The following is a 26148-nucleotide window of genomic DNA, read 5'->3' as shown; positions in this document are numbered from 1 at the left end:
GTCACGCGGCCGGGGGCAGGGTGCCGGCCAGGCTGTGCGGCCGCATGTCGGTCCAGTGCTCCTCGACGTAGTCCAGGCAGGACTGGCGGCCCGCGGCGCCGTGGACGGTGCGCCAGCCGGCGGGCACGTCGGTGGCGGCCGGCCACAGCGAATGCTGGCCCTCGTCGTTGACCAGGACCAGGTAGGAGGCGTCGTCGTTCTCGAAGGGGTTGCTCATGGGTGTCCCTCTCACATGGGGCGCGGGGCCGGCGGGGCGGCGCGGCGCGGGTGCCACCGGTTCGGTTGCGGCTCGGTGGCCCGCCGGCCGCGGCGGCCCGGATGACGGAAGCCGCCGGCGCGGGCGACGGCCTCGGGCCGGGGCCCCGGTGACGGGGCCTCACGGGCTACCGGACGGCCGGCCCGGGCGGTGGAAGTGCGGCTACCCGCACCTTCGTGGTGCGGGTAGCCGTACCTCTTCATCGTTGTGCAGACCTCACGCCCGCGGCAAGAAGTTTCCCTGCAAGGAAAAAGCCCAGTTCACGCCCGCTTGGCCGTGGGGACGTCCAGGGGCGTCAGCAGCTCGGTGAGGTGCCGGGCGGAGGCCTCCCAGGACCACTCCTCCTCGACCCACCGGCGTCCGGCGGCGCCCATCGCCGGACGGTGGGGGGAGACCAGCAGCCCGGCGAGGGCGTCGGCGACGGCGGTCACGTCGCGGCCGTCGACGACCCTGCCGGTCCGGCCGTCGAGGACCGCGTCCGGTGCCCCGCCGGAGTCCCCCGCGAGCACGGGCAGACCGCTCGCGGACGCCTCCAGGAACACGATGCCGAGCCCCTCCGCCTCCAGTCCCGCCCGGCGGGTGCGGCACGGCATGGCGAACACGTCGGCCGCCGCGTAGCAGGCGGGCGTCTCGGCGTGGCCGAGCCCTCCGGCGAACACCACCGAGCCCGGGGCGTGCCGGTCCGCCAGCCGGCGCAGCCGCCGCTCGTCCGGTCCCCCGCCCACCACCAGCAGAGCCGCGTCCGGCACCGTCCGCCGGATCAGCGGCATGGCGCGGATGAGGGTGTCCTGTCCCTTGCGCGGGACCAGCCGGGCCACGCAGAGGATGACGGTGCGGTGCTGCAGCCCGTACCGCCGGCGCAGTGTGCGGCCGGTGGTGAGGTCGGGTCGGAAGACGTCCGCGTCCACGCCCGGCACCAGGCGGCTCATGCGGGCGCGCGGCCCCAGCGCCGGACCGATGCGGGCCCGGGTGTACTCGCCGAGGTAGGTCACCACGTCCACGCTGTCGCCGACCCGCCGCAGGAGGCGGCGTGCCCCGGGGACGCGCGCCCACCAGATCTCGTGGCCGTGCGTGGTGGCGACGATCCGCCGGATGCCCCCGCGGCGCAGGGCGGGCGCCATCGCGGCGAGCGGGGCGGCGGCCCCGAACCAGACGCGGTCGCACCCGTGCCGGCGGGCGAGCTCCAGGGCCCGGGCCGTGGCCCGGCGCGTCGGTAACAGGGTGCGGGCACGGTCCCGTACGACCGGGAAGGGCAAGGTGGCGTCGAACTCGGCGGCGCCGGGCTCGCTGGAGGTGTAGACGACGACGTCGTTGCCGGGCACGCGGGTGGCCATGGCGTGCACGAAGGTCTCGATGCCGCCCTGCCGGGGCGGGAAGTCGTTGGTGATGATCAGAGTGGTGCCCATGGGGCAGGCTCCTTTCCTCGGGGGCCGGGAGGTGCCGAGCGATGGCCGGCTTCAGTCGGTGAACAGGTAGTTGCGGCAGTCGTCCCGGACCTCCCGGGTCTGCGCCCAGCGGCCGCGGTGCCAGCGGCGCATCCGGTAGCCGAACGGGCGGAGCCGGCCGACCAGGTCCGCCGGGCTCGCTCCGTACTTCTCGAGGTGTCTGCTCTCGATCTCCAGCAGGAGCACCGGCCGGTGGCGCAGCAGGGTCTCGCGGGCGCCGTCGAGGACGGCCGGCTCGGCTCCCTCGACGTCGGCCTTGACGAAGCTCACCTTCTCCAGCCCCGCCCCGGACACCAGCCGGTCCAGGGTGTGCACGGTGGTCGGCACCGGCCGGGAGGTGCGGAACTCCGCGTTGGGGCCGGGGCCGTCGGTGCCCTCGGTGAGGTAGGCGCGCCCGTGCACCGGCGTGCCGCGGCGCATCGGCAGGCTCAGTACGCCGTGTCCCGTCCGTGAGCCCAGCGCGGTGCGGTGGACGACCACGTTGGCGCAGCCGAGCGCGCGTGAGGCCAGGCGCAGCCAGTGCGCCGGGCCGGGCAGCGGCTCGACGCTGTGCACCTGTCCGGAGCGGCCGACGAGGTGGGACAGCGTCCAGGTGTACAGGCCGTACTCGGCACCTATGTCGAGGCAGACGTCGCCGGGCCGGATGAACTCCTGCAGCCCCGCGACCTCGTCCTCCACGAAGGGCAGGCGGGCCGCGGCCCAGTGCAGGGCCCCGGCCACGCCCGCCGTCCGGCGGGTGCCCGTACGCGGCGCCCTCATCGCGCGCCTCCGGCGGGAACGGCGGGGGCGGCGGATGCCCGGCGGCCGGGGACGGCGGGCCCCGGGACCGCACGGCGCGGGCTCGTGGGGGCCCCGGTGCGACGGGACGCGGCGACGGTCCTCGGCCAGACGACGAGGACGAGGGGCAGCGCGAGGTAGCCGAACCGCCCGGCGGGTGCGAGCAGGAAGGCCGCGCACAGGCCGAGGGCGAGCCGGTCGGCAGCGGCCACCACCCCCGCGGGCGGGCGTACGACGAGGGACACCGCGACGGCGGCCCCGCCGCACAGGAGCAGGGCCACGGCCGTGTACCAGCCGACGGGGCCCAGGTCCGCGAGCAGCCGGCCCGGCAGCGGGCTGGCGGCCGGCGTGGCCACCGGGGCCCGGCCGGTGGGAAAGGCCAGCACCTGCTGGAACATCGGGCCCGGCGAGAGCAGGGCGCCGGGCAGTACGACGGCGAGCGTGCCGGCCGCCGCGACCACCGCGCAGCGCAGCGCCCGGCGGGCTCCGCCGCTCGCGGCGAGCAGGGCCACCGCGACCGCGAGGGCGGGCCAGGCCGTCCACTTCAGCGAGCAGGCTGCGGCGAGCACCAGGCCCGCGGCCGCCGGCCGGCGGCTCGCCGCGAGGGCGAGTCCCAGGCAGCACAGTCCGGTCATCGGCAGGTCGACCCCGCTGACGCACAGGGGCAGGGCCACCACGGGCGAGGCGATCAGGACGGCCAGCGGCATGCCGGACGCCGGCCGCGACGCGGCCCGCACGGTCCGGCCGTCCGCGGCGAGGACCCGGCGGCCGGCCCACAGGCTCAGCAGGAACACGGCCGCGCACCACACGCGGGCGTCCCCGAGGAGCCGGGCGGGGCCGGTGTCCCCGAGGAGGGTGCGGGGCAGGCCGAACAGGGCCATCCCGGGCAGGTAGGGGTTGTAGTCCCTGACGGTCTGCGGGTCCGCCAGGTAGGGCGTTGCCTGGCTGACCATCAGCTGCGCCGACCTCTCGATCACCGCGACCTCGCTCTGCCCGTTCCCGGTCAGGAGCAGGTACGTCAACGGCAGGACGAGGGCGCCGAGCAGGGCGCAGCCCACGGCCCACGTACGGGCGCGCGGGCGGGGCAGCAGGCACGAGGCGAGGGCGGCGCCGACGTAGCCGGCCGCCGCGAACGTGCCCCAGACACGGTGCGTGTCCAGGGTCGAGACCAGGGGGAAGACCGCGGCCCAGGCGGCCGCGAGCAGCCAGCCGGCCACCACGATCCGCCGCCTGCCCACCCGGCGCACGGCCTTGCCCGCCGAGGCGGTCACTGCGGTCATTGCGGTTCCAGCCTGTCGAATCAGCACCTGTTCATTGCATCCGAGGGGCAGGGGTGGGGTCATGACAGGTAGGTCGAGAGGTGGGGGTCGGGTTTCCCCCACCACGGCGGTCAGCCGAGGCCCCGGCCGACCTGGAGGTCGGACATGGCGACGAGGATGCGGCGGTCGCCGCGGAACGGCTCCCGGGCGTGCGTGGCCAGGTAGTTGTCCACGACGAGGACGTCGCCGCGCTGCCAGGGGAAGGAGACCGCGCTGTCCTCGTAGAGCTTCCCGATCAGGGCGACGGCCTCGTCCTCGAGGGGCGTGCCGTCTCCGTAGAAGGCGTTGCGCGGCACGCCTTCGGGCCCGTACGCGCCGAGGAGGTACTGCGCCACCTCGGGCTGGAGCGCGGAAACGTGCCACAGGTGGGCGTGGTTGAACCACACCGTCTCCCCGGTGCGCGGGTGCCGGGAGACGGCCTGGCGCACCGCGCGGGTGCGCAGTCCGTCCTCCCCCACCCACTCGAACTCGGTGTGCGAGGCGCGGCAGTACGCCTCCACTTCGGCCCGGTCGGTGGTCTGGAAGACGACCTGCCAGGGGATGTCGAGCACGGGGCCGTAGTTGCGGACGTAGCACACGCCGTGCCGCTGGAAGCGTTCGCGCAGCTCGGCCGGGATCCGGGGGAAGACCGCCCGCTCACTGGCGACGGGCGTGGCGCCGCCGGTCCGCGAGGGCCGGTCGCCGTAGAAGTACAGCTTCCCGGGCCAGTTGTGCGAGTAGGACATCTCGTGGTGGAAGGCGATCCACTGGTCCTGGCTCAGTTCGGTGGAGGTGAACACCTTGTCGGCGATCTCGGTGCGGGGGGCGGCGCGTTCCAGGTAGTCCAGCAGCTCGGGCGAGAACGCGCGGGCCGCGGCGCCGAATTCCTCGGGGCTGTCGACGGAGAAGCCGCGGAAGAGCAGCGCGGCGTGCCGGTCGAGTTCCTCGCCGAGCTGCGCCCGGTTGGCCCGGATCCACTCGTCCAGCCGCAGGCCCGGCGCGGTCGCCTCGATGCGCAGCAGGAAGGGTTCGGGGTCCAGGGGGGCCGCGGTCACCGGGCCGGTGAACCGGGTGCGGACGTCGTGGGCGGTCATGCGGCCGCTCCTTCCCGGACGGTCGCGACGGGATCGGACATGGCGGCGAGGATGCGCCGGGGGCCCTCGAAGGGCTCGCGGGCGTGCGCGGTGATCATGTTCTCGACGAGGAGCACGTCGCCGAGCTCCCAGTCGAAGCCGGTGGTCTCGGCGGCGTAGGCGGCGCGCAGTTCGGCGAGCGTCTCGTCCTCGATGGGCGTGCCGTCGCCGTAGTACGTGTTGTAGGGCAGGTTCTCCTCCCCCAGGGCCGCGCGTAGACCGGCGCAGACCTCCGCGTCCAGCGAGGTCACGTGGAAGAAGACGGCGTGGTTGAACCAGGTCCGCTCCCCCGTCACGGGGTGGCGGTGCAGGGCGGGCCGCGTCTGACGGGTCCTCAACTGGGTTCCGTCCACCCACTCGACGCCGATCCCGGCGCGCTCGCAGTAGGCGCGCACCTGCTCGGGGTCGTCGGTCTGGAAGGTCTCCTGCCAGGACAGGCTGATGCCGGGGATGTAGTTGCGCACGTACTGCACGCCGAGCCGCTCGAACCTGGCAACGGTGTCGGGGCGCAGCCGGGCCAGCACCCTGCGGGAGTCGGCGAGGGGGGTGCGGCCGCCGCGGTCGGCGGGCCGCTCGCAGCAGAAGACGATCCGCAGCGGCCAGTTCTCCGTGTACGACTGCTCGTTGTGGAGGAGGATGTGCTGGTCGGCGGGGTGTTCGGTGGAGGTGTAGATGTTGTCCGACACCTCGGTGCGGGGCGAGGAGCGTTCGCCGTAGGTGAGGACCTCCTCGGACAGGGCGCCCATCACGGTGCGGAACGCGGCGGCGTCGGTGACCGCGAAACCGCGGAAGAGCACCGCCCCGGCGCGCCGGGCCAGGTCGTCCACCAGCGGCTTGCCGGAGGTGATCCACTCGGCCAGGTCGATGCCGGGCGCGTCCGCGCGGACCAGGGCCGGCAGGGTACGTCCGTCCCACTCCTGCGACACGGTCACGGACGGTGCCCCGGCGCGTACGTCGTTCAGCTGTGTCATCAAGGATCTCCAGATCAGTGGCAGCGAGAGGTTCGGCAGCAGCCCCTCGATCGCTCCGGCCATGCCGCACACCAGGGTGCGGGTAGCCGTACCCCTTCATCCTTGATCGGACGTATGTGCGGCGGCAAGGTGTTTCCCTGGGAGGAAAGCCCGCAGGTCAGAGCCCTTGGAACGGTGTGTTCAGAGGGCGGCGGGCGACCAGGGGAGGACCACGCGGACGGTGGTGGGGCCGCCGGCCGGGCTGGTGAGCACCACCTCGCCGTTCAGTGCGGTGGCCCGGTCCGCCATGCCGCGCACCCCGGTGCCCCCGTGGGGGGTGGCGCCGCCCACCCCGTCGTCGGTGACGACCGCGACCAGGTGGTTCCCCTCCTGTGCCAGGGACACCGTGATGATGGTGGGCGAGGCGTGCTTGACGGCGTTGGTCAGGGATTCCGCGATGATGAAGTAGGCCGCCGCCTCGACGTTGACGGCCGGGCGCCGCTCCAGGGTGCAGTCCAGCCGGACCGGGACGTAGAACTTGTCGGTCAGGGCGGCGACGGCCGCGCGCAGTCCCCGGTCGCTCAGGATCGGGGGCTGGATGCCGTGTACGAGGTCGCGGATCTCGTCCAGCGCCTGGTCGATCCCGTGGTGGGTCTCCACCAGCACCTCGCGCAGCTCCTCGGCGCTGTGGCCGGAGCGGCGGGTGACCTGCGAGATACGCATCATGAGCGCGGCCAGCCGGGCCTGGGCCCCGTCGTGCAGGTCGCGCTCGATCCTGCGGTAGTCGGCGTCGTTGACGCGCAGCGCGGCGATCCGCTGCTGCTCGGCGAGCACTTCGCGCCGCAGGCGCTCGTCCTCGTCGACCCGGCCGAGGATCCTGCGCACGAGCCGGGCCCGCAGCCTGCCCAGCCAGAAGAGCAGCATGACGAGGAGGACGAAGAGGGCCGTCGCGCCCAGGCCCACGCCGATGCGGGTCAGTGCGCCCTCGACGACGATCGTGTTGCCCTCGCCGAAGGACAGTTGCTCGGTGCGGCCGAACGGCAGGCTCACCACGAAGGCCACGACGGGCAGCGACAGGGCGAGGACCGGCATCAGCCAGATCAGGCCCAGCAGGAGCAGCCCCAGGTACCCGAGGTCCCCCCAGACGGCGGCCCGGGCCCGCGGTGCCCGCGGTGCGCGAGCAGGCTCCGCGCCGGCCGCGTCGTCCGCGGAGGTCTGCAGGACCGCGGCCGCCAGCAGGCGCTCCAGGTCGGCGGCCGCGCGCAGCAGCGGTATGCCGAGCAGGCCGCCCGGGGTCACACCGGCCACCCAGTGCCAGGCGCTGCGCCACGTGGGTCCCGCCGGCGGGGCCGGCACGGGTTCGACGCCGGCGTGGGGCAGGGCCCGCCGCACCGCTTTCATGACCGCCCTGACGAACAGCGCCCCGGCCAGCGGCAGGACGGCGAGGCACAGGGAGAGCAGCCGCAGCGCGATCGCCACCAGGGTGAGCGGGACCAGCAGCACGCCGACGAGGCTGCCGACGGAAAGGTAGATGGCCCCGGCCGCGACCTTCGACTGAACGGACTGCCCGGACCGGCGGGTGGGGGAGTCCGTGACGAGCGCGCCCATCAGGCGACGCTGTCCCGTCCCATTCCCCGCAGATAGTCCAGGACCGCCAGGACGCGACGGTTGCCCTCTCCCGAACTCGGTATCTGCAGTTTGCACAGGATGGCGGTGACGTGCTTCTCCACGGCGCGTTCGGATATGTCCAGCCGGGCCATGATGCCCGTGTTGGACAGGCCCGTCGCCACGAGTTCCATGACCTGGCGCTCCCGGTTGGTGAGGAGTTCCGCGGCCCGCCGCTCGCTCGGGTTCCCGACGAACTTCTTGTATATCTCGGCGTCCAGGACGGTCTCCCCGGCCACGACCCGCTCCAGGGCGGTGAGGAAGTCGTCGATGCTGCCCACCCGTTGCTTCAACAGGTAGCCGGTGCCCCCGCGGGCGTCGCGGACGAGGTCCTTGGCGTACTCGTACTCCACGTACTGCGAGAGCACCAGCACGGCGGTGCCGGGACATCGCTGCTGGATGTCCCGTGCGGCCCTGATGCCCTCGTCGGTGAAGCTGGGCGGCATGCGCACGTCCATGATCGCCACATCGGGTTCGCACGCGGCGACCACCTGCAGGACGTCGGTCACGTCGCCCAGCGAGGCGACGACCTCGATTCCCTCATCCTCCAGCAGCCGCTGCATTCCCATGCGCAGGAGCGCGGAATCTTCGGCGATCAGGACGCGCACAGTCTCTCCCCTTGCTACTGACGAGTGGTCGCCATCGTGATGCCGGCCTTCCCGAGGAGGCGCCGGGTCGCCAGGAGGCCCACGGTCGCCGAGACCGCCACACATGCGAGGACCAATCCCGACAGCGCCCCCCACGGCACACTCAGCGGAACCGCGTCATACGTCACGCGCAGCGCTGCACGATAGGCCTGGAGCCCGGACGCCACAACTGCCGTGGCGACCACGGCCGCCACGGTGGTCGTGCACCCAGTTTCCCACAGGGCCATGCTCCTCAACTGCTTCTCGCTGACGCCGACCAGACGCATGTCGGCGAACTCGCGGGTGCGCCTGCTGTACGACATGACCAAGGTACTCGCCACGGAGATCAATGCGTAGGCGGAAGCGGGTCCCGCCAGTACCACCAGGACCAGCATGTTGAGCCGTTCTTGACCGCTCGACGAGCGCGCGAACCACTGGCCGGTCTCGGTCACCCGCACCCGGTCGGCGCCCAGCCGCGTGGTCAGCTCCCGGGCCACCGTGCGGGCCGCGCCGGCCGAGGCCGGGTCGAGCAGTACCGTCGCCCGCCCGGGCTCGGGGGCCCCGGGCACGCCGGCCGCAAGGACCACGTGCGGTACGGCCGTTCCGCCGTCGAGGACCGCCGTCACCTCGGCGGTGGCGGGACGCCCGCCGAAGAGCCCGTACGTCAGCCGGGTGCCCACGTGGTAGCCGTACCACTCGGCGTACTCGCGGGAGACCGCGGCCTGGCCCGGGCCGAGCTCCGTGACCGCGCCCTCGACCACGTCGACGCGGTGGGTGCGGGCCAGTGCGGGCAGGTCGGCCGCGGCGCCCCGGTCCTGCCGTACCGAGGTCCGGTCGGCCACGGCCAGTTCCAGGCCGGCCGGCGCCGACACGGCGCGCACGCGCGGGTCGGCCCGGAGTCCGGCCAGCACGTCCTGGGGCAGCGGACCGCCGGAGGCCCCTTCCACCACCAGCTGTCCGAGGGTCCGGCTGCGGTCGTCGGACTTGATCGTGGCGCCCGTGGTGGACAGCACGGAGGTGAACACCCCCACCACGGCGACGATGGCGAGGACCGGACCCACCAGGGAGGCCGTCCTCAGCTTGGAGGTGCCCAGCGACTCCACGGCGAGCCGGGCGGCCACCGAGCTCGAGCGCCGGACGGGTGCGGCCAGCAGCCGGGTCAGCGCGGGCAGATAGGCGGGGCCCAGCGAGGACGCGGCCAGGGTCAGCGCCATCGATCCGAACAGCGCCAGCGGGACGGACCCCTCCAGGCCCGCCTGCGGGGCCAGCCCCACCATGACCGCACCCACCGCGAGCAGCAGCAGGCCGCTCACCCAGCGGCCGCCGGTCATGGCGCGCGAGTCAAGGACGGCCTCGCGCAGCGCCTCGGTGGCGCCCACCCGGGAGGCACGGCGGGAGGCGGCCATCGCGCCGAGCACGGCCATGACCAGCCCGGAGGCCGCCGCGATCAGCAGGGGGCCGCCCAGGGAGCCGGCCCGCAGCTCCGCGGGCGACAGGCCCGTGCTGTTGAGCGCGTCCACGGCCCACGGTGCGGCGACGGCGGCGAGCAGGCATCCCACCGCGACGGCGGGCACCGCGACGGCCACGCTCTCCCCGATCACCATGCGGCGCACCTGCTTGGCGCCCGCGCCGACCAGACGCAGCAGGCCCATGTCCTGGCGGCGCAGGGCCACGCTGAAGGCGCAGGTACCGGCGATGACGAACACGGTCACGAAGGCGGAGACGATGCCGGCCATGACCAGCACGGTCTGGATGCCGCCCAGGTCGAGCCCTCCGCTGACCAGGGTGTGGGCGGTCCCCCGGCCGTCCTCGAGGGTGATGGAGGGGCGGCCTTCGGGGGACGGCTGGCGGACGTCGAAGGTGGCGGCCAGGGCCGCCGAGGACACCGCGATCAGTGCCACGCCGAGCACGAGCGAGACGAACGTCCCCAGGAACAGCGGCGCGTGGTGGCGGACCGAGCGCACGGACAGCTGCCACATCACGCGTCCCACCGGTTCAGCCGGGCCGAGATGCGCTCGACGGTGGGGGTGCGGTCGGTCCCCACCACGCGGCCGTCGACCAGGTAGACCACCTGGTCCGCGTAGGCGGCGGCCACCGGGTCGTGGGTGACCATCACCACGGTCCCCCCGGCGCGGTCCACCAGGCTCCTCAGCAGGGCCATGACCTGACGGCCCGTGGCCCGGTCGAGCGCGCCGGTCGGCTCGTCGGCGAAGACCACCTCCGGCTCGGCCACCAGGGTCCGGGCGATGGCCACCCGCTGCTGCTGACCGCCCGAGAGCTGGGCCGGGCGCCGGTCCGTCAGCTGCTCCAGACCCACCTGGGCCAGTGCGCCCACCACCAGCGACCGCTGGGGCCTCTTGCCGTTCAGCCGCAGCGGGAGCGCCACGTTCTCGTAGGCCGTCAGCATGGGCAGCAGGTTGAACTGCTGGAAGACGAACCCCACCCGCTGCCGCCGGATCCTCGTCAGCTGCTCCTCGTCACAGGCGGCCAGATCGGTGTCGCCGAGGAGCACCTGCCCGCCCGAGGGCCGGTCGAGTCCCGCGGCGCAGTGCAGCAGGGTCGTCTTGCCCGAACCGGAGGGGCCCATGACGGCGGTCATGGCGCGGGCCGGGAACTCCACGCTGACCTCGTGCAGGACCGGTCCCGTGGCGCCCGGGTAGGTCTTGGACACCGAGACCAGTCGCGCGGCCGACACCTTCATGTCGGTGAGAAGTGCCATGTCGTGAATCCTTTGCCGAGGCGGTGGGGTGCGGGGGGGAACGGGAGGGGACGGGCGGACGGGCGTCGGGAGCAGGGGTGGAAGCGGAACCCGTCCAGTCCAGCACCGCGGGGTGCCCCGGCGCAGTGGGCCTGAGGGGACACCCGGGGGGAGGGTTTTCCCTACCGACAGGATGCGGAGGCGGGACTAGAGTTCCGGGAAGATCACAGAGCGGCGGACACGCCGGGTACCACGAAGGGTGCGCAGATGTCGGGCCAGCCGTTACCGCACGGACCGAGCGGGCAGACCGTTGCCGTCTGGGAGGCGATGCGGCCGGGGCCCCGGCACTACCTGCGCTCCCGCTGGCCGCTGCGCAGCTGGGCCTACCTGTTCAGCGGTGCGCTGTTCGGCGTGGGCGTGCTGCTGTGCCTGGCCGTGCTGGTGGCCCTCGGGGTGGCCCTCTCGGTGGTCGGGGTGGGGCTGATGGTCCTGGCGGCGACCGCGCTGCTGGGGATCCCCGTCGCCCGGGCCGAGCGGCGGCGCATGCGGCTGGTCGAACCGGCCGTGCCCGCGGATCCGCACGGTCCGCTCCTGGACATGGGCGCCTGGGCGCGGCTGCGGACCCGGTTGCGGGAGCCGGCGACCTGGCGGGAGCTGGGCTACACGGCGCTGCTGGCGATCGTCTTCGCCGGTGCGGGCCTGGGCGTGACCGCCCTGCTGGCGTTCTCGGTCATGCTGCTGGTCTCGCCCGTGGTGGTGTGGGCGCTGGCACCGGAGACCGTGATGATCATCCCCGGTCAGGCGGTCGGCCATCCGCTGGCCGCACTGCCGTTCAGCCTCTGCGGGGCCCTGGGCCTGGCCCTGTCCGCGTACGCCGCGGGGCTGCTGGCCGGTGCGCAGGTACGGACGGCCTGGTTCCTGCTCGCGCCCCGCGAGGTGCAGGACGACCACCGGGTCATCGAACTCACCCGCTCCCGGGCCCGGCTGGCGGACGCCTTCGAGGCCGAGCGCCGCCGCATCGAGCGCGACCTGCACGACGGAGCCCAACAGCAGCTGGTGGCGCTGACGATGACCCTGGGGCTGGCCGAGATGGAGCTGGGGGACAAGAGTCCCGAGGCCTCCGAACTGGTCGCCCGCGGGCGGGGGGAGGCCCGCCGGGCGCTGGACCAGCTGCGGGACCTCGTACGGGGCATCCACCCGCAGGTGCTGACCGATCACGGGCTGGCCGCCGCCGTCGCGGAGGTCGCGCTGCGCAACCCCGTCCCGGTCACGGTCGACATCGACCTGCCGCGGCGGCTGCCGGGCCAGGTGGAGACGATGGCGTACTTCGCCGTGACCGAGGCGCTGGCCAACGCGGTCAAGCACAGCGGGGCCGGCTCGATCTCCGTCGTCGGCCGGCTGGAAGGCGACCGGCTTATCCTGTTGATCACCGACGACGGGCGCGGCGGGGCGGATCCCGACAAGGGAACCGGTCTGTCCGGGCTGGCGGACCGCATGGCGATCCTGCGGGGCCGGCTGCTGGTCTCCAGCCCGGTCGGCGGTCCGACCCAGCTCCGAGTGGAGGTCCCGTGCTCCGCGTAGTCCTTGCCGAGGACGCAGTGCTGCTCCGTGCAGGACTCGTCGAACTCCTGACCCGCAGCGGCCACGAGGTGGTCGCCGCGGTCGGTGACGCGCAGGCGCTGGCGCGCGCGGTGGACACCGAGCTGCCCGACATCGTGATCACCGATGTCCGCATGCCGCCGGACTTCCGGGACGAGGGCCTCAAGGCCGCGCTGGAGCTGAGGGCCCGGCACGCGCGGCTGCCCGTCCTGGTGCTGTCCCAGTACGTGGCCACCGCGTACGCCACCCAGCTGGTCAGCGGCGGGGGTACGGGCGCGGCGGGGCTCGGCTACCTGCTCAAGGACCGGGTCGGCGAGGTCTCGGAGTTCCTGGACACGCTGCGGCGGGTCGCCGCGGGCCAGACCGTGATCGACCCCGAGGTGGTCCGGGTCCTGCTCCAGCAGCAGACGGCGAGCCGTCCGCTGAACCGGCTCACGCCCCGGGAGCGGGAGGTGCTGACGCTGATGGCCGAGGGACTGACCAACCAGGCGATCGCGCAGCGGCTCAGCGTCACGGAGGCCTCGGTGGTCAAGCACTCCAGCAACATCTTCATGAAGCTGGACCTGGACCCGGCGGAGGGCAACCGGCGGGTCCTGGCCGTCCTGGCCCACCTGCGGGGCGGATCCGCCTGAGGACGGCGGCGGCAGGTTCCGTACGGGCCGCGTGGGCCGCAGGGGCCGCACGAGGTCAGTACCGCCCGTCCTGAATGCGCGTCAGCCAGTCGGCCACGGCCGTGAAGTCGCCCTCGGCCGTGCCGGGCCGCGGGACGCCGACGGCGTCGCCGGGGTCCCCGGCGAGCGGGTAGGAGCCCAGGAAGCGGACCTTCGGAGCGATCCGCTTCAGGCCCATCAGGGCCTCGCCGACCCGCCGTTCGGTGACGTGGCCCGCGGCGTCCATCACGAAGCAGTAGTTGCCGATCCCCTCCCCCGTGGGACGTGACTGGATCAGCATCAGGCTGACCCCCCGCACGGCGAACTCCTGGAGCAGGTCGAGCAGGGCACCGGGCCGGTCACCGCCGAGCCAGACCACCACGGAGGTCTTGTCCCGCCCGGTGGGCGCCGCGGGCCTGGCCGACCGGCCGACGAGCACGAACCGGGTCTCGGCGTTCTCGGCGTCGTGGATCTCGGTGACCAGGGCCTCCAGCCCGTAGCGGGCCGCCGCGAACTCCCCGGCGAAGGCCGCGTCGTAACGGCCCTCCTGCACCAGGCGGGCGCCGTCGGCGTTGGAGGACGCCGACTCCCACACCGCGTACGGGAGGTGGCGCCGCAGCCAGCCCCTGACCTGGGACTGGGCGACGGGGTGGCCGGTCACGGTCTTGATGTCCCCGAGCACCGTGCCGGGGCGGACCAGCAGGGCGAAGGCGATGGGCAGGCGCACCTCGCGGTAGATCATCAGCGGTTCGCCCTGGGCGAGTTCGTCGATCGTGGTGGTGACCCCGCCCTCGACGGAGTTCTCGATCGGTACGAGGGCGGCGGCGGCCTCGCCGCCGCGGACGGCGTCCAGCGCCGCGGGTACCGAGACCATGGGGACGAGCTCCCTGGTCGCCGCTTCGGGAAGGGTGTGCAGGGCGGCCTCGGTGAACGTTCCCTCCGGGCCGAGATAGACGTATCGGGTTGCCGACATGCGCGCCACCCTAGGCCGGGCCGGCGCCGCACCCTGCCCCACGGGGCCCGCCCGACGCCCTCCACAGGCGCTCTGACCTGCGCACTTTCCTCCCAGGGAAACACCTTGCCCACGACCATGCGTTCGATCAAGGATGTGGAGGTACGGGCAGCCACACCCTCGATGGTGCGGATAGCCGTACCAGTGGGAGGACTGCCACGACAGCGGTGGCACACCCTCCGGGCCGCCGCCGTCTGCACCTTCCGCCGGCGTGCCGTACGACGCACTGCGCGCACGCATCCGTGCCGCCTGGGCAGTGCCGGTCGAGCGATGTCGAGCGATGGGGGAGGACATGAACATGCGGCATGCCGCCGACCTGCTGCGCACGTTGACGCAGGAGCACGCGGTACCCGGAGCCCAACTCGCCGTGGACACGGGGACGGAGTCGGTTGCGGTCGCCACCGGCGTCACCCGGGCCGGTACCGATGTGCCCGTGGACTGCGGGACGGCGTTCGCCTACGGCTCCGTCACCAAGGCGTTCACCGCGACCCTGGTGCTCCAGCTCGCGTCCGACGGCGACATCGGGCTCGACGATCCGCTCGCGGACGTCCTGCCGGAGTTCCGGCAGCCGAAGGACGGGGCCGCGGGTTCCGTCACCGCCCGCCACCTGCTGTCCCACACCGCCGGCCTGGTTTCCGACCACCAGCTGCCCGACCCCGGTGAGCGGTCGCTGCGGCGGTACGCGGCGAGCGTCGCCGCACTCCCCCTGTTGCTCGCGCCCGGCAGCTCCTTCAGCTACGCGAACACCGGCTACAACGTGCTGGGCCGCCTCGTCGAAGAGGTCACCGGCACGTCCTGGCAGAGCGCGCTGGGGGACTTCCTGCTGGGCCCGCTGGACATCCGGCCGCGCTTCCTGCACGGCTCCGGCCCGAGCGACGGCGCGACACCGGCGCAGGGGCACGCCGTCCGCCCCGGGGAGCGGCAGGCCCGGCCGGTCGGCCTGTACCTGCCGCCCACCTGGGCGCCGGCCGGCGGACTGTGCGGCAGCGCCCGGGACCTGATCTCCTTCGCCCGTCTGCACACCGGTGCCGCCGACGGTGCCGAGAGCCTCCTGGGCCCCGAGGACCGGGCCCAGATGCACACCCCGCAGCCCGCCGCCGACGCCTTCGGGATGGCCGACGGCTGGACCCTGGGGCTCGCCCGCTACGGGGCGGACGGCCACTGGCTGGGCCATGACGGCACCGTGGACGGCGCCACCTGCCACCTGCGCCTCCACCCTGCGTCCGGCGCGGCCGTGGCGCTGACCACCAACGCCACCACGGGAACCCGTATGTGGCCCGACCTCCTGCGGGAACTGCGCACGCTCGGCCTCGACGTCGCCGACTACTCGGGCGCCCGCCCCTCCTCCCCCACCGCCGACCGCCCCCTCGCGGACCCGGCACCGCTGTTCGGTGAGTACGCCAACGGCGACACCGTCTTCTCCGTCCGTCCCCACGGCGACGGCGTCCGGTTGAGCGACCCGTCCGGTCTGCTCGCGGACCTCGAGCTGTACGACGGACTCCACTTCAGTGCGCGGCGCACCGACACCGCCGCCGCGCCCTACCCCGGACGCTTCGTCCCGGACCCCGCGACCGGAGCCGTGAACCTGATGCAGCTGGCGGGCCGGTCCGCCACCCGCCTGCGCGGCGCCGACCGCCCCGCGGCCTGAAGGCCGCGCACCTCTTCGTCCCCTTCTTCTTCCGACTTCCCCCGTCCCGTGCGGCCACCGGCCGCGGGCTCCGGCGCGGAGGTCAGTCCCTCATGGAGGCACAGCTTGACTCGCGCCGCTGCACCGGTTGGCCGGCCCCTGCCCGAGCACGTGGAGTTCTGGCGGAACCGGCTGGACGGGCTCACCCCGCTCGACCTGGCACTGGACCGCCAGCGGCCCGTCGTCCGGTCGACCGCGACGTCCACGCACGCGTTCACGGTCCCCTCGGACACGACAGCCGCCCTGCGCGCGCTCGCCGAGCGCACCGGCACCGGCCTGCTGGAGGTGCTGACGGCCGCCGCGTGGGCGCTGTTCGCGCGCTACTCCGGTCAGGAGGACGTCGCGGTCGGCACGGTCTCACCGCGCACCGGGCACACCGTGGTGCTGCGCGCCCCCGTCGACGCGCAGGAGCCCTTCGTGCGGCTGGTGGACCGGGCGGGGCGGACCGTGCGGGACGCCCTGGACCACGACGGGCTGCCCTTCGGCCGGCTGGTGGAGGCCCTGGCCCCGGAGCAGGACACCAGCGTGACCCCCTTCATCCAGACCATGGTCGTCCTGCGGGGCGCGGACACCCCGCACGGGGCGCCGTACGACCCGCTCGACCTCGCGCTGGAGTTCACCGAGGCGGGCGAGGTGCTCTCGGGCCGCGTCCACTACAGCACGGCCCTGTTCGACGCCGCGACGGCCGCCCGGCTGGGCGGCCACCTCGACCGGCTGCTGGCGGGCGCGGCCGCCGACCCCGGGCAGGCCGTCGCCACCCTCCCGCTGCTCACGGACGCCGAGTTCGACCGGATGGCCCGCGAGTGGAACGCCACCGCGCTCGAGGTCCCCGCCGGCACCTTCCCGGAGCTCTTCGCCGCCCAGGTGGCGGCGCGCCCCGATGCCGTGGCGGTGATCGACGAATACGGTTCGCTGACGTACCGCGAACTGGACGAGCGGGCCAACCGCCTCGCCCACCACCTGACCGCCCGCGGCGCCGGCCGCGACGTGCTGGTGGGCCTGTGCGTGGAGCGCAGCGCCAGGATGGTCACCGGGCTGCTCGGGATCATGAAGGCGGGCGCCGCCTACGTGCCCCTCGACGCCAACTACCCCTCCGAGCGGCTGGGTTACATGCTCCGCGACTCCGGGGTCGCGCTGATCGTGACGCAGGAGCACCTCGTCGGCAGGCTCCCGCAGACCGACGCCGTCCTGGTCGACCTGGACCGCGACCGCGCCGCGCTGGAGCAGTGGCCGCACACCGCGCCCGAGACCTCGCCCGCCCCGCACGACCTCGCCTACGTCATCTACACCTCGGGCTCCACCGGACGGCCCAAGGGCGTCCTCGTCTCGCACGCGGGGATCGGCAACCTGGCCGCCGTGCAGGCCGCGCACCTCGGCGTCACCCCGGACAGCCGCGTCCTGCAGTTCGCCTCCGCCAGCTTCGACGCGGCGTTCTGGGAGATCTGCATGGGCGTGCTCACGGGGGCCGCGCTCGTCATGGGCTCCGAGGAGGCGCTGCAGCCGGGCGAGCCGCTGGCCGCCTACACCCGCAAACACGGCGTCACGCACGCCACGCTGACCCCCACCACCGTGGCCGTCCTGCCCGAAGGCCGCGGTCTGCCCGAGGGCGCCACCCTGGTCGTCGCCGGAGAGGCCAGTACGGGGGCCCTGGTGGAGCGCTGGTCCGCCGGCCGCCGGATGATCAACGCGTACGGGCCCACCGAGAGCACCGTGTGCGCGACGATGAGCGGCCCGCTCGGCGGCGCGGCCGTGCCGCCGATCGGCGCCCCGATCGCCAACACCCGGATCCACGTGCTCGACAGTGCGCTGCGGCCCGTGCCGGCCGGGGTCCGCGGCGAGCTCTACATCGCCGGGACGGGACTGGCGCGCGGCTACCACGGCCGCCCCGGACTGACCTCCGAGCGCTTCGTCGCCGACCCCTTCGGCGCACCGGGCAGCCGCATGTACCGCACCGGCGACGTGGCCCGCTGGAAGGGCGACGGCACCCTGGAGTACCTGGGCCGGGCGGACGACCAGGTCAAGGTGCGGGGCTTCCGCGTCGAACTCGGCGAGATCGAGAGTGCGCTGGCCCGGCGGCCGGACGTGGCGCAGGCCGTCGTGATCACGCACAACACCAACCTGCTGGCGTACGCGGTGCCCTCCGGCCGGGCGCCGCTGGCCGCGGAGACCCTGCGCGCCTACCTGGCGGAGCGGCTGCCGGAGTACATGGTCCCCTCGGCGGTCGTGGTCCTCGACTCCCTCCCGCTGACCCCCAACGGCAAGGTCGACCGCCGCGCGCTGCCCGCCCCCGGTCCGGCACAGGGCACCGACGGCGCGTACGTCGCCCCGCGCAACGCCGTGGAGGAGACCATCGCCGGCGTCTGGGCCGAGGTGCTCGACCTCGATCAGGTGGGTGTCCACGACGACTTCTTCGCCCTGGGCGGCAACTCGATCCTCTCCGTGCGGGCCGCGGCCCGGCTGCGGGAGGCGCTGGGCATCACGCTGTCGCTGCGGGTGCTCTTCGACACCCCCACGGTGGCCGCGCTCGCCGCCTCGGTGGACTCCGCCGAGCAGGGAGCGGAGGTCTCCATTCCCCGGGTCTCGCGCGAGGGCCTGCTGCCCATGTCGTACGGGCAGCGGCGGCTGTGGTTCCTGGAGAACTTCGACCCCGGCAGCGCCGAGTACCACACCACCTTCGGGCTGCGCCTGACCGGGCGGATCGACGCGGAGGCGATGCGCGCCGCCGTCACCGACCTGACCGACCGCCACGAGGCGCTGCGCACCACCTTCGGGGTGGTCGGCGGCCAGGGCGTGCAGGTGGTCCACGCCTCGCTCGCACCCCGGTGGAACACCGCCGACCTGTCCGGCGTCGCCGACGGGCTGCGCGAGGACCGGCTGCGGGAGCTGGTGCGCGCCGAGCACGCCCGGCCGTACGACCTGCGCAGCGGGCCGCTGGTCCGTGTCCTGCTCGCACGGCTGTCGGCCGAGGAGCACGTCCTGGCCGTGGGGATCCATCACATCGTCACCGACGGCTGGTCCACCGGGGTGGTGTCACGGGAACTGGGCGAGCTGTACGCGGCCCGGGTGCGCGGGGAGCGGGCCGACCTGGCCGAACCTCCCGTGCAGTACGCCGACTTCGCCGCCTGGCAGCGCGGCCGGATCGAGGACAGCGGCGTCGTGGGGCGGCAGGCCGACTGGTGGCGGGAGCGGCTGGCGGGGCTCACCCCGCTGGAGCTGCCCACCGACCGGCCCCGGCCGGTCGTGCGGTCGACGGCGGGCGCCGAGTTCCTGTTCGAGCTGGCGCCCGGGACGGTCGCCCGGGCGAGGGCCCTGGCCGGGGAGCGGAGCGCCACCCTGTTCATGGTGCTCACCGCCGCGGTCAAGGCCGTCTTCGCCCGGCACTGCGGCCAGGAGGACATCGCCGTGGGCACGGCGACCTCCGGGCGCGGCCACCGTGATCTCGAGCAGCTCGTCGGCTTCCTGGTGAACACGGTCGTCCTGCGCTCGCGGGTGGACCCGGCGGCGTCCTTCGGGGCGCTGCTCGACCGGGTCAAGGAGACCGTGCTCGACGCGTTCGCGCACGAGGACCTGCCCTTCGAGCGGCTGGTGGAGGTGGTACAGCCGGAGCGGGACGCCGGCCGCACCCCGCTGATCCAGACGATGGTGGTCCTGCAGAACGCCCCCAGGGGCGAGGTGCGGATGCCCGGCCTCCAGGTCTCCCCCCAGCCGGTGGAGCACCATGCCGCGCCCTTCGACCTGACCCTGGAGTTCACCGAGGACGGTGCGCGCGTCGCCGGCCGGATCATCTACAGCACGGCCCTGTTCGACGAGGCGACGGTCGCCCGGCTCGCCGGGCACCTCACCGTGCTCCTCGACGCGGCCGGCGAGGACCCCGGCCGGTCCGTGGCGGACCTCCCGATGCTGACCCGCGCCGAGTTCGAACAGGCCGTCCACGGCTGGAACGACACTTACCGCCCGCTGCCCGAGGCCTCCCTGCCGGAGCTGTTCGCCGCCGTCGCGGCCGAGCGGCCGGACGCCGTGGCCCTCGTGTACGGCCCGGAGCGGCTGACCTACGGCGAGCTCGACGCGCGCGCCAACCGGCTCGCCCACCGGCTGGCCGACGCGGGCGCGGGCCCCGAGGTGCTGGTGGGGCTGTGCCTGGAGCGGGGAGCTCAGGCCGTGGTGGCCCTGCTGGCCGTGCTGAAGGCCGGGGCGGCGTACGTCCCGCTGGACCCCGGGTACCCGGAGCAGCGCCTCGCGTACATGGTCCGGGACGCCGGTGTCCGGCTGCTCGTCACTCGGGAGGGACTGCGCGACCGGCTTCCGGGCGCGGCCGTCGGCGTGCTCACCGTGGACGGTCCGCGGGGCGAGGCCGCCGGGTTCCCGGACACGGCGCCCGAGGTGGCGCTCTCCCCGGACCGGCTCGCCTACGTGATCTACACGTCCGGTTCCACCGGACACCCCAAGGGGGTCATGACCTCGCACCGGTCGGTGGTGCGCCTGGTCCGCGAGTCCGGCTTCCTGGACGTCGGGCCGGGGGACGCGGTCGCCCAGTTCGCCTCGCTGTCCTTCGACGCCTCGACGCTCGAGGTGTGGGCGGCGCTGCTGCACGGTGCGCGACTGGCCGTGCATCCGCCGGCCGCGCCGACCGGCAGCGAGCTGGGGGCGTTCCTGGAGGAGCACGGGGTGACCCATCTGGCCATCGCGGCAGGCCTGTTCCACCAAGTCGTCGACGACGACGTGCAGGCGCTGCGCGGGCTGCGCCAGGTCATCGCCGGCGGCGACACGGTCTCCGCCGAGCACTGCGCCCGGGTCCTGGCGGCCCATCCGCGCCTGCGGCTGTTCAACGGCTACGGGCCGACGGAGGCGACCTCGCTCACCACGGTGCACGCGCTGGGCGCGGACCTCGACACGGCCGCGCCGGTGCCCATCGGCACGCCGATCGGCAACACCCGGGTGTACGTGCTGACGCCGGCCCTGGAGCCGGCCCCGGCCGGTGTGCCGGGAGAGCTCTACATCGCCGGTCCCGGCCTGGCCCGCGGCTACCTCGGCCGGGCCGGCCTGACCGCGGCGCAGTTCGTCGCCGACCCGTACGGGGCCCCCGGCTCCCGGATGTACCGGTCGGGCGACCTCGCCCGCCGGCGGTCGGACGGCGCGGTGGAGTTCCTCGGCCGGGCCGACGGCCAGGTCAAGATCCGCGGGTTCCGCATCGAACTCGGGGAGGTCGAGAACGCGCTGAAGAAGCACCCCGCCGTGACGGACGCCGTCGTCGTCCCGTACGAGGGGGACTCGGGACACCGCCGTCTGGTGGCGTACCTCGTGTCCGGGCAGGAGGTGCCCGCCGGTGAGCTGCGCGCCCACCTCGCCGCCTCGCTGCCCGAGTACATGGCGCCTTCGGTGTTCGTGCCCCTGGACCGGCTGCCGCTCACCGCGAACGGCAAGGTGGACCGCGGGCGCCTGCCGGAGCCGGAGGGCGCCGCCGCGCGGCCGGGCGGTCCGGCCTACGCGGCACCCTCCGGCGCGACCGAGGAGATCCTGGCCGCCCTGTGGTCCGAGGTGCTCGGGGTCGAGCGGGTCGGGGTCCGCGACAACTTCTTCGACCTGGGCGGCGACTCGATCCTCTCGCTCCAGGTGGTCTCGCGGGCCCGGCAGGCGGGTCTGCAGCTGACCTCGAAGCTGCTGTTCGTCCACCAGACCATCGCCACCCTGGCCCCGGCCACCGGTGTGGTCACCGACGGCCGCAGCGAGCCCGCCGAGGTCTCCGGGCGGGTCGAACTCACCCCGATCCAGCGGCGGTTCTTCGAGGATTACCCCGAGGGCCCCGACCACTACACCATGTCGGTCCAGCTGGAGCTGGCCTTTGACACGGACCCGGCCCTGCTGGAGCGGGCACTGTCCGCCGCGGCCGGCCGGCACGACGCCCTGCGCATGCGGCTGACGCGCGAGGACGGCGCGTGGGTCCAGGAGTACGGCGAGCCGGCCGCGACGGCCCTGCTCACCGTGCGGGACCTGTCCGGCCTCGAGGAGTCCGAGCAGGGCGCTGCCCTCGACGAGGCCGCGCTCGCCGTGCAGCGCTCGCTGGACCTCGGCACCGGTCGCCTGCTGAAGGGCGTGTTCTTCCGGCTGGGCGCGGGACGGCTGCCGCGCCTGTTCCTCACCGCGCACCACCTCGTCATGGACGGCGTCTCCTGGCGCGTGCTCCTCGAGGACCTCACGGCCGCCTACGCCCGGCTCGCACAGGGCCGTCCCATCGAGCCGGCCGTCCGGACCAGCAGCTACCAGCAGTGGGCCCGGCGGCTGGCCGAGCACGCCCGCGGGGGCGGCTTCGCGGCCGAACTGCCGTACTGGAACGGCGTTCCGGCGGGCGCCGCCGTGCCGCGCGACGGGACGGCGCCGAACACGTTCGGCTCCTCCTCGAGCATCTGCACCGTGCTCGGCAGGGCCGAGACGAAGGCGCTGCTGCACCAGGTGCCGTCCGCCTACCGCACCCAGATCAACGACGTGCTGCTGACGGCGCTGGGCCGCGTCCTGCACCGGTGGGCCGGTGCGCCGGTCACCATCGCGCTGGAGGGGCACGGGCGGGAGGACCTGTTCGAGGACATCGACCTGTCCCGCACCGTGGGCTGGTTCACCACCGCCTTCCCGGTCTGCCTCGACGTGCCCGGCGAGGACTGGGGCAGCGGCCTGAAGTCCGTGAAGGAGGGCGTCCGCGCCATCCCGCACCGCGGTCTGGGACACGGGGCGCTGCGCCATCTGGTTCCGGAGGGCTCCGGCCTCCTCGCCGACGGGGCCGACGGGGCCGCCGGGCCGGCGATCAGCTTCAACTACCTGGGGCAGTGGGACGGTTCGACCAGCACGGACGGGCTGATCCGCAAGCGGCTGCCCGCACCGGGCCGGGACCAGGCCGACGCCCTGTCCCGCCCGCACCTGATCGACATCGTGGCCGCGGTCGGTGACGGCGAGCTGCGGATCGACTGGATCCACTCCCCCGGCAACCACACCGCCGAAACGGTCGAGCGGCTCGCCGGGGAGTTCCTGACGGCCCTGCGCGGGATCATCGCGCACTGCCTGGCCGAGGGCAGCGGCGGCGCCACTCCCTCCGACTTCCCGCTGGCCGGCCTCGACCAGGCCGCCGTGGACCGGATCGCGGGCGACGGCCGGGACGTGGAGGACATCCACCCGCTGACCCCGATGCAGGCCGGCATGCTGTTCCACACCCTCGCCGACCCGGCCTCCCCCACCTACTTCGAGCAGATGACCTACGTGCTCGAAGGGGTCGGCGACCCCGGCCTGCTGGCCGCGGCCTGGCAGCAGACCGCCGACCAGCTGGGCGTGCTGCGCGCCCACGTGGTCTGGGAGGGCGTGGAGCGGCCCCTGATGGTGGTGCGGCGCCGTGCCGCGCTGCCCGTGGAGCGGCTGGACTGGCGCGGGCGGACCGAGGGGGAACAGGAGCGGGCGCTCGCGGGCCTCCTCGCCGCGGAGCGGGACCGCGGGCTGGACCTGTCGGCGGCCCCGCTGATGCGGCTGGTGCTGATCCGGCTCACGGACAGCTCGGTGCGCGTGGTGTGCTCCTTCCACCACCTGCTGCTCGACGGCTGGAGCGCCTTCTCCGTCCTGAGCCAGACGCACAGCGCCTACGGTGCGCTCGCAGCGGGCGGGGCGGCCGCGGCGGCGCCCGTCCGGCAGCCGTTCCGCTCGTACGTCGAGTGGCTGGAGCGGCAGGACCCGGCGCAGGCGGAGTCCTACTGGCGCGAGCGGCTGGCCGGGGCCGCCGGGCCGACGGCGCTGCCGTACGACCGCAGCCCGCGGGCGAGCCACTCGGCACGCTCCACCGGGCGGCTCGCGACCCGCCTGTCCCCTGCCGCGTCCGAGGAGCTGTTCGCCTTCGCCCGCAGCCGCCGGCTGACCGTCAACACGCTGGTCCAGGCGGCCTGGGCCCTGCTGCTGTCCCGGTACTCCGGTGAGCGCGACGTGGTCTTCGGCGCGACCGTCTCGGGCCGGCCCGCGGACCTGCCCGGTGCGGACTCGATCGCGGGCATGCTGATCAACACGCTGCCGGTGCGGGTGGACGTCGACGGCGGGGCGCCGGTGGCCGAGTGGCTGGACCGGCTCCAGCGCGAGCAGGTGGAGGCGCGCCAGTACGACTACGTGGCGCTGCCGCGGATCAGGGGCTGGAGCGATGCCGCCCCCGGCACCAGCCTGTTCGAGAGCCTGGTCGTCTTCGAGAACTATCCCAGGGAGGACCGGCCCACCGGGGACAGCGGCCTGGTGCTCAAGGGGCTGGAGGGCATGGACATCACCAGCTTCCCGCTGAACCTGCTGGCCTACACCGACGAGGCGTTCGCCTTCACGCTGGCCTACGACCCCGCTCTGTTCGACGGGGCCACCATCCGGCACCTGGCGGGGCACTTCACCGCCCTGCTGGCCGGGCTCGCCGAGGAGGGCGGCACGTCCGGGCGGACCGTCGCCGACGTGCCGATGCTCGACGAGGGCGAGTTCGAGCGGGTGGTGCGCACCTGGAGCGCGCCCGAGCGGCCCGCCGTTGCGGACGGCTGCCTGCACGAGCGGATCGGCCGGCAGGCGGCCGCCACCCCGGACGCGGTGGCGGTCTCGGCCCGCGGCCGGTCGCTGACCTACCGGGAGCTGGACGAGGAGGCCAACCGGCTCGCCCACCACCTCGTCTCCCTGGGAGCGGGTCCGGGCAGGACGGTGGGGCTGTCGGCCGGGCGCGGCATCGAGCTCGTGACGGGGCTCCTCGGCATCATGAAGTCGGGTGCGGCGTACGTGCCGCTGGACCCGGCGTATCCGGCGGAGCGGCTCGCGTTCATGCTGCGCGACTCGGGTGCGGGAATCCTGGTCGCCGACGGCAGCGGTCCCTCCGGGGCGGCCCCGGAGGGCGTGACCGTGGTCGATCTGCACGGCGACCGGGCGGCCCTGGCCGTGCGTCCGGCGTCCGCCCCCGAGGTCGCGGTGTCCGGCGAGGACCTCGCGTACGTCATCTACACCTCGGGCTCGACGGGACGGCCCAAGGGCGTGGCGGTCGAGCACCGTTCGGTGCTGAACCTGCTCGAGAACACCCGGCCGGCCTACGGATTCGGCGAGCACGACGTGTGGAGCGCCTTCCACAGCTACGCCTTCGACGTCTCCGTGTGGGAGATGTGGGGCTGCCTGTCCTCGGGCGGCCGCCTGGTGCTCGTCGACCCGGACTGGGCCCGGCAGCCCGAGGCCGCCTGGGCGCTCCTGCGCGAGGAGGGGGTCACGGTGCTGTGCCAGACCCCCTCCATGTTCCGCGCCCTGGTGGAGAGCGCGGCCGCGGCCGGCAGCCCCGGCCTGCCGGACCTGCGCTGGGTGATCCTGGCGGGCGAGGCGCTGGAGCCCAAGCACCTGAACACGTGGTTCGACCGGTTCGGCGGCGGGCCGGCCCGGCTGGTGAACATGTACGGCCCGACCGAGGCCACGGTGTACGTGACGCGCCAGGAGATCACGGCCCGGGACGTGGCGGACGGCGGCCCCATGCCCGTGGGACGGCCCCTGCCGGGCTACCAGGTCCTGCTGCTCGATCCCGCGGGCCGGCCGGTGCCGGTCGGGGTCACGGGCGAGCTGTACATCGCCGGTGCGGGTCTGGCCCGCGGCTACCTGGGCCGGCCGGAGCTGACCGGGGAGCGGTTCCCCGCGCACCCCTTCGGCGGGCCCGGGGAACGCGCCTACCGCTCGGGTGACCTCGCGCGGTGGCGGGCCGACGGCGCACTGGTGTACCTGGGGCGCGCGGACGGGCAGGTCAAGATCCGCGGCTTCCGGATCGAGACCGGCGAGATCGAGGCCGCACTCGTCACGCACCCGCGGATCGCGGACGCGGCGGTCACCGCCCATGCGGACGACGACCGCACCTTCCTGGTCGGCCACGTCGTGGCGCCCGGGTGGAGCGATCCCGACCCGGCGGAACTGCGCGCCCATCTGCTGGCGCTCCTGCCGGAGTTCATGGTGCCCGCCGTGTTCCTCCCGCTGGACGAGCTGCCGCTGACACCGAGCGGCAAGGTGGACCGGGGGGCCCTGCCGGCCCCGCAGGGCCGGGTCGCCGGCGGGAGGGCGTACGCAGCCCCGCGCACGGCGACCGAGGAGGCGCTGGTGCGGATCTGGCAGGAGCTGCTCGGCGTCGAACCCGTCGGCGTGCACGACGACTTCTTCGCCTCCGGCGGCGATTCGCTCCTGGCGGTGCGGATGGCCTCGCGCATCAACGCCGCCTTCCTGACCGACCTTTCACCCAGGACCCTGTTCGACCGGCCGACGGTCGCCGAGACCGCGCACGAGATCGAGGACCGGATCCTCGCGGAGCTGGAGGGCGGCGACGCCGCTCCGTGACGCGGGGCCCTCGC

At 74.3% G+C, this 26148-nt stretch carries 15 protein-coding genes; 4 read left to right on the top strand and 11 right to left on the bottom strand.

Annotation, left to right across the window (positions count from 1 at the left end; genetic code table 11):
- Position 1 precedes the first annotated feature (1 nt).
- The 10 genes from AB0D44_RS09775 to AB0D44_RS09730 all read right to left on the bottom strand — a co-directional run bounded on the left by AB0D44_RS09775 (position 2) and on the right by AB0D44_RS09730 (position 10869).
- Positions 2-217, bottom strand: coding sequence for an MbtH family protein (locus AB0D44_RS09775; RefSeq protein WP_362587065.1), 216 nt, complete (start codon positions 215-217; stop codon positions 2-4).
- Positions 218-516: 299 nt separating this feature from the next.
- Positions 517-1662: a glycosyltransferase family 4 protein gene (locus tag AB0D44_RS09770; RefSeq protein ID WP_362587062.1), complete on the bottom strand. Its 1146-nt coding sequence runs from the start codon at positions 1660-1662 to the stop codon at positions 517-519.
- A 51-nt stretch (positions 1663-1713) separates the two neighbouring features.
- Entirely contained in the window at positions 1714-2460 is a 747-nt protein-coding gene (locus tag AB0D44_RS09765) for an FkbM family methyltransferase (RefSeq protein WP_362587059.1), read from the bottom strand.
- Positions 2457-3758 carry a glycosyltransferase 87 family protein gene (locus AB0D44_RS09760; RefSeq protein ID WP_362587056.1) on the bottom strand — a complete coding sequence of 434 codons (1302 nt, stop codon included), beginning with the start codon at positions 3756-3758 and terminating at the stop codon, positions 2457-2459. The genes AB0D44_RS09765 and AB0D44_RS09760 overlap by 4 nt, the downstream gene beginning before the upstream one ends.
- Positions 3759-3868: 110 nt before the next feature.
- Positions 3869-4870, bottom strand: a complete 1002-nt coding sequence (locus AB0D44_RS09755) for a TauD/TfdA family dioxygenase (protein WP_362587053.1) — start codon at positions 4868-4870, stop codon at positions 3869-3871.
- Positions 4867-5880 carry a TauD/TfdA family dioxygenase gene (locus tag AB0D44_RS09750; protein ID WP_362587050.1) on the bottom strand — a complete coding sequence of 338 codons (1014 nt, stop codon included), beginning with the start codon at positions 5878-5880 and terminating at the stop codon, positions 4867-4869. Before AB0D44_RS09750 ends, AB0D44_RS09755 begins: the two co-directional genes overlap by 4 nt.
- Before the next feature lie 180 nt (positions 5881-6060).
- The gene (locus AB0D44_RS09745) at positions 6061-7467 is read right to left on the bottom strand and encodes a histidine kinase (RefSeq protein WP_362587047.1); all 1407 of its coding nucleotides are present in this window, start codon (positions 7465-7467) and stop codon (positions 6061-6063) included.
- Positions 7467-8132, bottom strand: coding sequence for a response regulator transcription factor (locus tag AB0D44_RS09740; RefSeq protein ID WP_362587044.1), 666 nt, complete (start codon positions 8130-8132; stop codon positions 7467-7469). Before AB0D44_RS09740 ends, AB0D44_RS09745 begins: the two co-directional genes overlap by 1 nt.
- A 14-nt stretch (positions 8133-8146) precedes the next feature.
- Positions 8147-10141: an FtsX-like permease family protein gene (locus AB0D44_RS09735; RefSeq protein ID WP_362587041.1), complete on the bottom strand. Its 1995-nt coding sequence runs from the start codon at positions 10139-10141 to the stop codon at positions 8147-8149.
- A complete protein-coding gene (locus AB0D44_RS09730; RefSeq protein ID WP_362587038.1) occupies positions 10129-10869 on the bottom strand; it encodes an ABC transporter ATP-binding protein in 741 nt (246 codons plus the stop codon). The genes AB0D44_RS09735 and AB0D44_RS09730 overlap by 13 nt, the downstream gene beginning before the upstream one ends.
- Positions 10870-11115: 246 nt before the next feature.
- Between AB0D44_RS09730 and AB0D44_RS09725 the strand changes: the two genes are divergently transcribed.
- Together AB0D44_RS09725 and AB0D44_RS09720 are read left to right on the top strand one after the other, a co-directional pair.
- A complete protein-coding gene (locus AB0D44_RS09725; RefSeq protein WP_362587035.1) occupies positions 11116-12429 on the top strand; it encodes a sensor domain-containing protein in 1314 nt (437 codons plus the stop codon).
- Complete coding sequence (locus AB0D44_RS09720; protein ID WP_362587032.1) at positions 12417-13079, top strand: response regulator transcription factor; 663 nt, start codon at positions 12417-12419, stop codon at positions 13077-13079. The genes AB0D44_RS09725 and AB0D44_RS09720 overlap by 13 nt, the downstream gene beginning before the upstream one ends.
- Before the next feature lie 55 nt (positions 13080-13134).
- Here AB0D44_RS09720 and pheA read toward each other — a convergent pair whose 3' ends face one another.
- Positions 13135-14070, bottom strand: coding sequence for a prephenate dehydratase (pheA, locus tag AB0D44_RS09715; protein WP_362587029.1), 936 nt, complete (start codon positions 14068-14070; stop codon positions 13135-13137).
- A gap of 331 nt (positions 14071-14401) precedes the next feature.
- On the opposite strand from pheA, the gene AB0D44_RS09710 reads away from it, so the two are divergent.
- Positions 14402-15757 (top strand): serine hydrolase domain-containing protein, encoded by a 1356-nt coding sequence (locus AB0D44_RS09710; RefSeq protein ID WP_362587026.1) that lies wholly within the window; start codon positions 14402-14404, stop codon positions 15755-15757.
- 105 nt (positions 15758-15862) lie between these two features.
- Positions 15863-26134 (top strand): amino acid adenylation domain-containing protein, encoded by a 10272-nt coding sequence (locus AB0D44_RS09705; RefSeq protein WP_362587023.1) that lies wholly within the window; start codon positions 15863-15865, stop codon positions 26132-26134.
- Positions 26135-26148: the final 14 nt, after the last annotated feature.

The sequence above is a fragment of the Streptomyces sp. NPDC048349 genome, from assembly GCF_040651925.1.
GTDB lineage: Bacteria > Actinomycetota > Actinomycetes > Streptomycetales > Streptomycetaceae > Streptomyces.
Note: the sequence above shows the minus strand (reverse complement) of the source record. Positions and strands in the feature narration are given on the sequence as shown.

Coding starts and splice junctions, on each gene's coding strand:
- AB0D44_RS09775 (WP_362587065.1), bottom strand. CDS start 217: ATGAGCAACCCCTTCGAGAACGACGACGCCTCCTACCTGGTCCTGGTC.
- AB0D44_RS09770 (WP_362587062.1), bottom strand. CDS start 1,662: ATGGGCACCACTCTGATCATCACCAACGACTTCCCGCCCCGGCAGGGC.
- AB0D44_RS09765 (WP_362587059.1), bottom strand. CDS start 2,460: ATGAGGGCGCCGCGTACGGGCACCCGCCGGACGGCGGGCGTGGCCGGG.
- AB0D44_RS09760 (WP_362587056.1), bottom strand. CDS start 3,758: ATGACCGCAGTGACCGCCTCGGCGGGCAAGGCCGTGCGCCGGGTGGGC.
- AB0D44_RS09755 (WP_362587053.1), bottom strand. CDS start 4,870: ATGACCGCCCACGACGTCCGCACCCGGTTCACCGGCCCGGTGACCGCG.
- AB0D44_RS09750 (WP_362587050.1), bottom strand. CDS start 5,880: ATGACACAGCTGAACGACGTACGCGCCGGGGCACCGTCCGTGACCGTG.
- AB0D44_RS09745 (WP_362587047.1), bottom strand. CDS start 7,467: ATGGGCGCGCTCGTCACGGACTCCCCCACCCGCCGGTCCGGGCAGTCC.
- AB0D44_RS09730 (WP_362587038.1), bottom strand. CDS start 10,869: ATGGCACTTCTCACCGACATGAAGGTGTCGGCCGCGCGACTGGTCTCG.
- AB0D44_RS09725 (WP_362587035.1), top strand. CDS start 11,116: ATGTCGGGCCAGCCGTTACCGCACGGACCGAGCGGGCAGACCGTTGCC.
- pheA (WP_362587029.1), bottom strand. CDS start 14,070: ATGTCGGCAACCCGATACGTCTATCTCGGCCCGGAGGGAACGTTCACC.
- AB0D44_RS09710 (WP_362587026.1), top strand. CDS start 14,402: ATGAACATGCGGCATGCCGCCGACCTGCTGCGCACGTTGACGCAGGAG.